Annotated in this window: 4 protein-coding genes and 1 pseudogene; 1 reads left to right on the top strand and 4 read right to left on the bottom strand. The window is 50.2% G+C overall.

Annotated features, from left to right (window positions below):
* The 4 genes and pseudogenes from AC0LWN_RS29925 to AC0LWN_RS29910 form a co-directional block, all read right to left on the bottom strand.
* A pseudogene (locus AC0LWN_RS29925) lies at window positions 1-1,219 on the bottom strand (HNH endonuclease); the annotation flags it as partial.
* Window positions 1,220-1,385: 166 nt separating this feature from the next.
* Window positions 1,386-1,688: a hemolysin XhlA family protein gene (locus AC0LWN_RS29920; protein WP_474671824.1), complete on the bottom strand. Its 303-nt coding sequence runs from the start codon at window positions 1,686-1,688 to the stop codon at window positions 1,386-1,388.
* A 75-nt stretch (window positions 1,689-1,763) separates the two neighbouring features.
* The gene (locus tag AC0LWN_RS29915; RefSeq protein WP_474671822.1) at window positions 1,764-9,038 is read right to left on the bottom strand and encodes an HYR domain-containing protein; all 7,275 of its coding nucleotides are present in this window, start codon (window positions 9,036-9,038) and stop codon (window positions 1,764-1,766) included.
* 93 nt (window positions 9,039-9,131) lie between these two features.
* Window positions 9,132-9,536, bottom strand: coding sequence for a hypothetical protein (locus AC0LWN_RS29910; RefSeq protein WP_474671820.1), 405 nt, complete (start codon window positions 9,534-9,536; stop codon window positions 9,132-9,134).
* A gap of 513 nt (window positions 9,537-10,049) precedes the next feature.
* On the opposite strand from AC0LWN_RS29910, the gene AC0LWN_RS29905 reads away from it, so the two are divergent.
* Window positions 10,050-10,268, top strand: a complete 219-nt coding sequence (locus AC0LWN_RS29905) for a helix-turn-helix domain-containing protein (RefSeq protein ID WP_474671818.1) — start codon at window positions 10,050-10,052, stop codon at window positions 10,266-10,268.
* Window positions 10,269-10,360: the final 92 nt, after the last annotated feature.

Here is a 10,360-nt window from a genome sequence, read left to right as displayed (position 1 = left end):
AGCCGATGTTCATGCGTTCGAGGTTCCCCGGAGCTGCTGCTCCCCCGGACCGCTCACTCTTATAGCTCTCTGGAGCAGAGTGCTTCAGCGGCACCGGTTTTTTCCGGGCTTGTATTGCCTTCCCCTTCAGTCCGGTCGGTGCAGGGATCACCGGGAGCGCCTGCTTGGTCTTTTGCTTCTGCTTCTCAAAAGCCCCTGCGGAAACCTCCACGGCCTGGGCATACGCGTCGCCCATCTCGGTAGGCTGAACCTGGGTGAGCTGACCCAGGATTTGCCCCGGATCTTCGCCACGGATGTTGACCTTTTTGGCTTTGGCCGGGGTTTCCTTACCGTCTCCGGCTATTGCGCCGAGGGCATCTCCCAGCGACGGCTCCTTGGGCGCGGCTTTTTCACCTTTCTCAGCCTTCTCCGAGGCGTCCTTAGCGCCCTTGCCCCCTTTGCCAGCCTTACTGTCTTTGCCGTCCCCATCCTCGGCTTCCTTGCTGCCTTTACTGCCCTTTCCACCCTTAGCTTCCTTGCTACCCTTTGCATCCTCGCCAGCCTTGCCGTCCTTAGCGTCCGCTGGCTGCGAATCAGCCTGCTCTGCTGCCGATTCTTTTCCACTGCCTTTCGCACTTGAAGCGGCTCCCGTTTTTTGACCAGCAGCCGAATCCCTGGTGCCTTCCTCACTTCCAGGTGAAGCTTTTCCGGTTACAGAGCTTTCCAGCAGATTCTTCTTTAGAAAACCCTTTACTCCCCCGCTTGGCTTCGCCTTCTGATTCGGCTGCTGTTCACTCGCCCGCTGCTCCACCTTAACCACCGGCGTCTCTTCTACCTGTGCAGGTTGTACGGGTTGTTCGGCTTGCACGGGTTCAGGTAGTGCAGGTTGAGTCGGATGTGCAGCCTGAGCCCCTTGACTCTCGCCAGCCTTATCCAGACCTCCCGGTCTCTTCCCCTCCTGCTTCCCGTCTGCCCCGTTATCCGTCTTCTCCTCTTTCTTGCTGCCCTTTTTCAGTTCGGATAACAACTTAACAACGGCGCGGTTGCCCAGGGTCCGCTGGAGTGCCATCTGATCCTCACGCGTCAACGAAGCCGGGTTCTTGCGGATACGGCGGATAATTTCCACCGGGTCCGGCTGCCGCGCAGCCGCTGGCTTCACGAACGTCTGTGGATAGCTGTATGGTTTATGTTGACCGGAAGTGTTCTCTTTTTCCTTGCTCACGGTTGCCTGAGTCTGCAAGCTGGGTCCCCCCTCTGTAAAAATCAGTCCTATAGAAGATGTAAATTCCATAGCGCTTTTTACAGCCGGAAACACAAATAAATCTATTTATTGATTTTTTTTCAAAAACTAAATACCAAAAAGCCACCCAAGGGTGGCTTAAGTAAATAGTGTTCTTTCATTAAGGTTATCCAATCATTATTTTCAACAAAAGCCCTGCAGCCGCAATAAATAACCCCACACTGCTGATTATGGTTCCTACCAGCCACCGCTGGTTCTCCCCTTGCCGAACCTTCAATCTGGCCAGCTCATCCCGCATCTCATCTATGCGCAGATGTGCCGATTTGGTGCTCTGCATCGCCTCAAGCGCAATATCTCTTGCTGAGTTCATAATGTCGAGCTTTGTTTCTACGCGGGTCAACCGTTGTAATATTTCATTCATGTCATCTGGCATATAGTACCCCCGGAATGGAGCTGGTTGGTTGATCACTCATATTAAGCTCCAGGCTGCCGCATCCATTAGCGGACGGCAGCCTGGAAATAGTGCTTCATTGCTTTTATGTGCTTACGGTTCTATCCCTGCAATCAGATTTCCGGAGGAATAGACCGTAATTTTATTGGTGTCTGTATAGTCTGTTGCCGATGCATTGAAGGAATAATCATTAGTCTGGATGTAGTTAGAATAGTCTGATTTCCAGAATCTGCATTGAATTTCTACTTTTTCACCCGGCTTCAGACTTCCGGCACTTCTGGAGAAGCTGATCTCCAGGTAATAATTACTACCGGTCTTGCTAGTGCTCTTTTGGAAGCTTCCTGTGATATAGGACTGAATGGTGCTGCTGGAGCCCCATACCCGGGCGTAATCGGCGTAGAAGCCTTGCAGTTTCTCACCATCAATGGTGTAGTAGTATCTAAACTTGATATTCGAGAGCTGGATAGTGCTGTTGCTCGTATTCGTGAATAAGATTCTTGGAGCAATCGTATTCGTAACGCTCGCTCTGTTGGCATTGAACGACTCGACTTTAAACGTCTGAAATACGGTTACATACTGTACTGCCGTCGATACATTGCCGTTCGCATCGGTGGCGGTCCAGGTGACAGTTGTTTTTCCAACCGGGAATCCATCTGCAGGAGCATCGTTCTTCAGCGTATAGCCGAAAATATCGCTCGCTGTGGCTTGTCCCAACGTTACATTGGTGCGGGTTCCGGTCGCGGCTACAGATACATCTGCTGGGGCTTTAAGCACTGGCTTCGTCGTATCCACTACCGTAATCTTCTGCACGCCTGTGGTCACATTGCCGTTCTCATCCGTTGCCGTCCATTTTACTTCTGTTGTACCTAGTGCAAACTCTGCTGGGGCATTGCTGGTTACAGTGACTTTGAAAATGTCTGTTCCTTTTGCCTGGCCGACGTCCACTGGAGTCTTAAGTGCTGTTGCTTCGACCGTTTTGTCGGCTGGCAGGATCAGTCCTGGTTTTGTCGTATCCACTACCGTAATCTTCTGCACGCCCGTAGTCACATTGCCATTTTCATCCGTAGCTGTCCATATTACCTCAGTTGTTCCCAGTGCAAACTCTGTCGGAGCATTGCTGGTTACGGTTACTTTAAAAATGTCTGTGCCTTTCGCCTGACCGACGTCTACCGGAGTCTTCAGCGCAGTTGCTTCGACGGTTTTGTCCGCTGGAAGCTCCAGAGTCGGCTTCGTCGTATCCACGACCGTGATCTTCTGCACGCCTGTGGTCACATTGCCATTTTCATCCGTAGCCGTCCATTTCACTTCCGTTGTGCCCAGCGCAAATTCTGCTGGAGCATTGCTGGTAACTGTGACTTTGAAAATGTCTGTGCCTTTGGCTTCCCCGATATCCACTGGAGTTTTCAATGCAGTTGCTTCTACGGTTTTATCCGCTGGAAGCTCCAGTCCTGGCTTCGTCGTATCCACGACCGTGATCTTCTGCACGCCGGTGGTCACATTGCCGTTTTCATCCGTAGCTGTCCATTTCACTTCCGTTGTGCCCAGTGCAAACTCTGCTGGAGCGTTGCTGGTAACTGTGACTTTGAAAATGTCTGTTCCTTTGGCTTCTCCGATATCCACTGGAGTCTTGAGTGCTGTTGCTTCGACAGTTTTATCCGCTGGAAGCTCCAGTCCTGGCTTCGTCGTATCCACGACCGTAATCTTTTGCACGCCTGTAGTCACATTGCCATTTTCGTCCGTAGCCGTCCATATCACTTCCGTTGTGCCCAGTGCAAATTCTGTTGGAGCGTTGCTGGTTACGGTTACTTTGAAAATATCTGTACCCTTCGCCTCTCCGATTTCTACCGGAGTCTTGAGTGCTGTTGCTTCGACAGTTTTATCTGCTGGCAGGATCAGTCCCGGCTTGGTCGTATCCACCACCGTGATTTTCTGCACGCCGATAGTCACATTGCCGTTCGCATCCGTAGCCGTCCAGGTGACTTCCGTTGTTCCCAGCGCAAACTCTGCCGGAGCGTCGCTCTTTACAGTTACGTCAAAGATATCTGTCGCTGTTGCTTTACCAATCTCAACAGGAGTTTTGACTGCTGTGGCTTCCAGTGTGATATCTGCCGGAAGCTTGAGTACAGGCTTGACGGTATCCGTAATGGTTACTGTCACAATGCCAATCATTACATTTCCGTTGGCATCTTCGGCGGTCCAGGTCACTTTTGTTGTTCCGAGCGGGAATTTAGCTGTAATTGTCTCCCCGGAAGTGATTGGTCCCTTGCCACCGAACCCTGGCGCATCGGTTGTTAAGGTGTAAGGGAAAATTTCCTGCACCTCAGGCACTTCCAGCTCAACAGGCGTTGCCAAAGCGGAAGCCTCACGAGTAATATGCAGCGAGCCTTTGAATTTCAGCAAAGGATTGGTTGTATCTGTAACTGTCACCTTCTGCACTCCCGTGGATACATTGCCATTCTCATCCTTGGCCGTCCAGGTTACCTCTGTCGTTCCCAGCGGATAGACTTCTGGAGCGTTGCTGGTTATAGTTACTTTGAAAATATCCGTTGCTTCCGCTTGTCCAATCTCTACCGGAGTCTTCACTGCTGTCGCTTCTACGGTCAGATCCTTCGGCACGGTCAGAACAGGCTTCGTCGTGTCGACAACCGTGATCTTTTGTATGCCGGTAGATATATTTCCGTTCTCATCCGTCGCCGTCCAGAGGACTTCAGTTCTTCCCAGCGGATAGCTTTCAGGGGCATTGTTCATAATAGTGTACTTGAAAATATCCGTCGCTGTAGCCTTCCCAATTTCTACAGGGGTCTTCACAGCTGTTGCTTCTACGGTCAGATCCTTCGGCACGGTCAGTACCGGCTTCGTTGTATCCACAACCGTAATCTTCTGTACACCAGTGGACACATTACCGTTCTCATCCTTCGCTGTCCAGAGGACTTCAGTTGTACCGAGCGGATAGCTTTCAGGGGCATTGTTCATAATAGTGTATTTGAAAATATCCGTCGCTGTAGCCATCCCAATCTCTACAGGGGTCTTCACTGCGGTCGCTTCCACCGTCAGATCCTTCGGCACAATCAGCACCGGCCTCGATGTATCCACTACCGTGATCTTTTGTATTCCAGTGGATACATTGCCGTTTGCATCTGTCGCCGTCCAGACAACTTCTGTTGTGCCTAACGGATAAGACTCCGGAGCATTGCTGGTGATGTCAACTTTAAAAATATCCGCCGCTGTAGCCTGTCCAATCTCTACAGGGGTCTTCACCGCCGTGGCTTCCACTTGGATATCCTTCGGCACGGTCAATACCGGCTTGGTCGTATCCACTACCGTAATCTTCTGCACGCCTGTGGATACATTGCCGTTCTCATCCTTCGCTGTCCAGATAACCTCAGTTGTGCCCAGCGGGTAATCCTCCGGTGCGTTGCTGGTAATGGTCACTTTGAATAGATCTGTAGCTTCAGCCTGTCCAATTTCTACAGGAGTCTTCACCGCTGTAGCTTCCACTTGAACATCCTTCGGTACGGTCAGTACAGGCTTGGTCGTATCTGCTACCGTAACTTTTTGCTTACGGGTGGCAAGGTTTCCATTCTTGTCCTTGGCTGTCCAGGTTACCTCTGTAACCCCGATAGGGAATTTAGTTGGAGCATTACTCGTAATTTCGCTTACGCCGAAAATATCCGTGGCTGCCGGAGGTGTCAGCTCTACCGCTGTTTCCCTGCCAGTTGCTTCAAACGTAAGGTCCGGTGTGTCTGCAATAGCAGGCGCTGTTGTATCTACTACAGTAACCGTCTGTGTTTCGTTGCTGACATTGCCGTTCGCATCTGTAGCTTTCCAGGTCACAATCGTCTTGCCCAGCGGGAAGCTGGCCGGAGCATTGCTTGTAATGTTCACCGGGAACAGATCCGTAGCCGTCGCCTTGCCAATATTGACAGGTGTATTTACCGCTGTAGCCTCTACACTGATATCCGCAGGTACCTTAAGAACCGGAAGCGTTGTATCGACTACAACAATTTTTTGAATCTCCTTAGATACTCTGCCATTGGCATCCGTAGCGGTCCAGGTAACTTCGGTTGTTCCAACCGGATAATCCGCCGGAGCATTGCTTGTTACCTTAACCGGGAAAATATCTGTCGCCGTTGCTTGTCCAATGACTACAGGCGATCTTACAGCTGTTGCTTCAATTTTGATATCCGCAGGCACATGTAGCACAGGATCGGTCGTATCGACAACCGTTACATTCTGTGTGCCGATTGCCACATTGCCGCTTGTGTCCTTAGCCATCCACGTTACCTTTGTGGTGCCTACCGGAAAATCATCCGGGGCGTCATTAATCACAGTGGTCTTGAACAAATCTGTTACGGTTGGCTCGCCAAGATCAACAATAGATCGAATTGCCGTTGCCTGGGCCGTAATATCCGCAGGTACAGTGAGAACAGGTTTGGTAGTATCCACTACTTTGATCTCCTGCGTACCTGTCGTTGCATTGCCGTTCGCATCTGTAACCGTCCAGGTGACTGGCGTTAAGCCCAGCGGAAAATCTGCAGGAGCATCATTTTTAACCGTCACCGGGAAAATCTCAGTAATCATCGGCTTGCCAAGCTCCACCTTGGTGCGTTCACCGGTTGCTTCTACCGTTTTGTTGCCGGGCAGCGTAACCAGCGGTTTTGTCGTATCCACAATCGTGATATTTTGCGTTCCCTTGGTGCTGTTGCCATTCTCATCTGTGGCTGTCCAGGTGACTACAGTTTTACCGATGGCAAAGCTGTCCGGGGCATTACTGGAAATCGTAACCTTGAAAATATCCGTAGCCGTTGCTTCTCCCAGCTCTACCGGCGTCTTGATTCCTGTGGCTTCCGCTGTAATATCCTTCGGTACGGTCAGCACAGGAGCAGTCTTATCGGTGACGGTGATGGTCTGATCGGCCTTTGAGACATTGCCATGCTCGTCCGTGGCGGTCCAGGTAACCTTGGTAACACCAACCGGATAATCTGCCGGTGCATTATTGGTCAGCAGAACATCGAACAGATCGGTAGCAATAGCCTGCCCGATTTCCAGCTTCATCCGCTTGGAGGTGGCCTCTACCGTGATGTCCTGCGGAATCGTCAGATTAGGTTTAGTTGTGTCCGTGATGGTAATCAGTTGATCGTCAAAAGAGGCATTACCGTTCTCATCAACAGCCTTCCAAGTGACCTTCGTAGTTCCCACCGGATAATCTGCGGGTGCATTATTCGTGATAGTCACTTTAAAAATATCTTTCGCCGTAGCCGTTCCGATGGCAACCGGTGTTTTTCTGCCTGTAGCTTCCTTAGTAATGTTTGCAGGAATGGTCAGCTCCGGCTTCGTTCTATCAACCACAATTACATTTTGTATGGCTCTAGCCATGTTCCCGTTCGCATCCGTAGCGGTCCATGTGACCTCAGTGGTCCCAACAGGAAATTCCTTCGGAGCATTGTTCACCACAATGACCGGGAAAATATCTATTCCTTCCGCGCCAGTCACTACGACCGGTGTTTTTACAGCGGTAGCTTCCACTACGATATCCCCCTGCACGGTAAGCAAAGGTCTCGTTGTATCTTTTACCGTAATTTTCTGCACCTGCGAGGAGGTATTCCCTACCGGGTCAACGGCTGTCCACTTAACGGTTGTAGTGCCGATAGGGTAATCTGCCGGAGCATCATTCGTCACGGTGACATCCGGGATGGAAATATCCTGCACGGACGCTTTTCCAATATTGACAGGTGAGCGAATCGCCGTAGCTTCGATAGTGATATCTTCCGGCAAGGTGAGCACAGGAATTGTTTTATCTATTTTGATCTCAGTCTTCTGTGCGGGAGTGGCATTTCCCGCTTTGTCCACAGCCCAGAACGATAGCGGAGTAATGCCCTCTGTCTGAACGGTAAAGGCCGCCGTGGCCCCCGGGACAATCTTCTCTTCCCCGGCTGCGCCCAGAATATAATGGATTTCTTTCACGCCCGAATTAGCATCGGAGGCGGTCAGTGAGACTGTAACATTCGCGCTGTTCCAGCCCTTTGCGTTCGCTTCGGGGCTTAGAATGCTGGAAATGACCGGACCGCTTTTGTCAATTTTTATCGTGGCGGTTTTGGCTGGTTCAATGTTCCCGGTTTTGTCCACAGCCCAATAACTGACTGTAGCGGTTCCCTCAGCGCTAAGCTCTATTTCCGCACTGTTGCCTGAGGTTTTGACAGGATCGGCATCTCCTATCTTGTAGTAGACGGAATCTACCCCGGACAACGGGTCCGCTGCCGCAAAATGAAGGGTGACCTTATCATGGCTCCAGCTTCCGGAGTCCTCACTCGCCCCCGTTACTGTCGTCACCGGCGGGCTTTTGTCAATGTTGATAGGACCGAAGGTGGCGATGGAGTAATGGTTCTTGTCCTCGTCACTTGAAGCTGCGCTGTCGATAGCCTTGCCTGTAGCTATCTGATTCGCGCCTTCAGTAGAAAATACTTGATCGGCGGTCAAGAATTTGATCGCAGATAACGTATCCACCGCTGTGTAATGTACAGTCACGGAGCGGTTGGTCCATGTTCCTGCAATGTAACTGCCCCCTCCATCCTGTGAGGCAGTTGCGGTAATCGTTGGCGGAGTTGTGTCGATCAGGTTAGAGCCTACCGCTCCGACCTCTACGCGGAAGGTTACCGGCTGGAGGCCGGGAACAGTCGCTTTTACCTCCAAGGTTTTGATAACCCCGGTGCTCTTGGAATAGACCTGGAAGCCTTCTCCCACATAACCGGTGTAGGTGTTAGCGGCAGAAGCGTAACCATTTGCATCTGTCATGACGGTGACTCCATTGCTGTTAAGACCTCTCATCACCGCGGTTATGGTGCTGTCTTCCGAGGCTGTGAAGGTAACCGGAACACCTGCAAGCGGATTGCCCGCCAGGTCCTTGACGGCTACGACCTGCGGAAGCATAAAACCCCGGCCGCCCGGGATAACACCCGAGGCCTGTGCTAATTTGATCTGCTGCAGGGGCGGCGAGACTGCGCTCATTGTCCCCTCCACATCGCTCATGGCGAACAGGCTCATGGATAGAGAGCCCCGGTGCAGGATAACCCCCAGTGTCGGGTCTATGCCATACACCGAATCATATACGGAATCGCTGACTGAATCGCTGACTAAATCTTTTACCGGCACAACATTCGTTACCGGCGCAGCAGGAGGCTCCGTGCCATACACCGCCGCATAGGCTTTGCCTGCTTCCGCACCCGGCAGGTCTGCCATAAGGCTCTTTTCAGAACCAAAAACAGCGCCGGGAGCTACCATCAGAATCAGCAGGGCCAAGCCAAGCCATTTGGCGATGATACCCCTGCCTCCATGCTGCACACGCTTAAATCCTTTTTTTGAATGTTTCATCATGCATCCCCTTACTTTTTTAGTGATGAACGAAACTATGATTAAGACTGCATACCCCTCCTTTAATAATCAAAGGGAACTCAAAGCCGCTTTTTACAACTGTTTGTTGCGATTTACATAATATTCGATTTTCGTTTCCAGCCAAGCTTCCATATCGCCGAGAGCAAGCCTCAGCTCTTCTTTCGCGGCATCCCCAATGATCGTTAGCGCCTTTTCCTTAGCCAGCATAAAAGCTTTCTCCACCGCCGCCTGGTCAAATGTCCCTTGCTGCTTCAGTGCCTCAACAAAGGTCTGATTCACCGCGATCACCGCTGATTCAATGGCATCCCCGGCCAAATTCAGCAGCTTGTCCACAGCCTCGTTTTTCATCCTCTGCTCAAGCTCGGTAATCTTCCGTCTGGTATAGATAATGATAGACTTTGCTACCAGACCCAGCAGCGGAATCACTACCAAGGTCAAAATTGTGTTCAAAATCTCAGGTGTAAAAACCTCCTTCACCGCCATCACCTCCAAGTAGGTATAAAATCGACATTAAGACAGTACATTTCTTCATAATTAATGGTATTTGAGAGAGTATTTTTACAACTTTAAGAAGATAATTAGAAATCATGTAAATTTATGTTTTTGCTAGTTGTGGAATCTATGGAATATTCTACTTGTTATATGAGGAGATCAATCTAAGCGAATCAACAATGAACATGGGGGAATAGTGATGATTACCTGCGATGACGAGCTAGTAGAAACCTGTCGGAAGTTATTGAAACGCTCAGCATGGAGAATCCAGTATAAGACTCGTATTCAGCAAATCAGAGAGTGCGGCCCGCTGTATGACAATCAGGTTTATGACAACAGCTTTGAGAGCATGGTCATATCCGAGCTGTTTGTAGACGAATTGCTGGAAACGCTCCCTTGGGAAAAATGCAGGTACATAATCAAGAAAACGGTAATTGACGGGATGCCTGAGCAAGAAGTGGCAAAGGAATTGCACATGACTCAACAGGGGGTAAGCAAATGGAAACGAAAGGGCTTAGAAATCCTAAAGGAATATCTCATCACTTCGTTGAAACAGTAAAAAAGGCGCAAAGCGGGGACAAAGACTCTATGGAGGACATTATTACCCTCTTCTCGGGAGACATCGAATATCTATCCAAATTTATTATGCTTCCCCGGGAAGAAGCGATTCAAACCCTGAAGATTGAACTCATCAACATTGTGTATCAGGATTTATGAGGTAAACAAGCAAAAACAAACCGTCAGTACATATCATCTACTTTTATTTTGACAATGAGGCCATAATTTCATTATAAAGAGCTGCCCTTGAG

The organism is Paenibacillus sp. sgz302115 (genome assembly GCF_056120445.1).
Note: the sequence above shows the minus strand (reverse complement) of the source record. Positions and strands in the feature narration are given on the sequence as shown.

Excerpts from the sequence above, each read along its gene's own strand:
- AC0LWN_RS29915 (WP_474671822.1), bottom strand. The coding sequence starts at position 9,038 with ATGAAACATTCAAAAAAAGGATTTAAGCGTGTGCAGCATGGAGGCAGG.
- AC0LWN_RS29905 (WP_474671818.1), top strand. The coding sequence starts at position 10,050 with ATGGAAACGAAAGGGCTTAGAAATCCTAAAGGAATATCTCATCACTTC.